Source organism: Trabulsiella guamensis ATCC 49490 (genome assembly GCF_000734965.1).
Taxonomy (GTDB): domain Bacteria; phylum Pseudomonadota; class Gammaproteobacteria; order Enterobacterales; family Enterobacteriaceae; genus Trabulsiella; species Trabulsiella guamensis.
Window position 1 is genome coordinate 1 of record NZ_JMTB01000190.1, and the last position, 808, is coordinate 808.

Consider the following 808-nt stretch of genomic DNA (forward strand, 5'->3'; position numbering starts at 1 on the left):
AAAAAATCGTTAAACGTTTCTGCGCGTTTTTAAACGGTGTTTAAACGGGGTTACGCCACGCATTAACAATGAAGCGGGTTAATCCACCTTTATATTCCCTTTCCGCCATGCTGTCCGGAGTCACTGACGACAACGGACAACATCATGAACCCGACCAATGTGGAGCTGCTGGCACTCTGCTTTCAGCTTCCTGACCTGACTGACGACACACTGCCGGAATGGCTGCCGATGATACCGGCGGGCCAGTTCACGGGTCGTGACGGCCGTTCGTGGGTGAACAACCAGCCGGACGCGGTTATTCGTGCCTCGCAGACCTATCCAAAACTGCCGTTTGATATTGAACACTCCACCGAGCTGAAAGGTCCGAAGGGCGAAGAGGCCCCGGCTTATGGCTGGATTGACGGTTATCGTGTCAGTGATGGTGTAGTGGAGGCGCATGTTACCTGGACTGATGACGGTGCGGAGAAACTGCGCAGCAGGAAGTACCTCTATTACAGCCCGGCATTTCGGTTCACTGCGGACGGTCAGGTCACCCGCCTGTCCAGCGCCGGGCTGACCAACAAACCCAACCTTGATTTACCCGCTCTCAATTCAGAGGAAACCACGATGACAGTACCTGTCCAGATTGTGACGGTGCTTGGCCTTGCGGCCACCGCCACAGCAGACGACGCAGTGAAAGCCATCCAGCAGCTGAAAACCAGCGAGCAGGTGGCGCTGAACCGCGCTGAAAATCCCGATCTCACGAAGTTTATTCCGGTCGAAACTCACCAGCTCGCCCTGAACCGCGCGACTGACGCGGAGAAGAAAC

The 808-nt window shown here is 55.6% G+C and carries 1 protein-coding gene; it reads left to right on the forward strand.

Features of this window, described 5'->3' with window-relative positions; translation table 11 throughout:
* Nucleotides 1–144: 144 nt before the first annotated feature.
* A partial coding sequence (locus GTGU_RS23475; protein ID WP_038163688.1) for a phage protease occupies nt 145–808 on the forward strand: 664 nt, incomplete at its 3' end.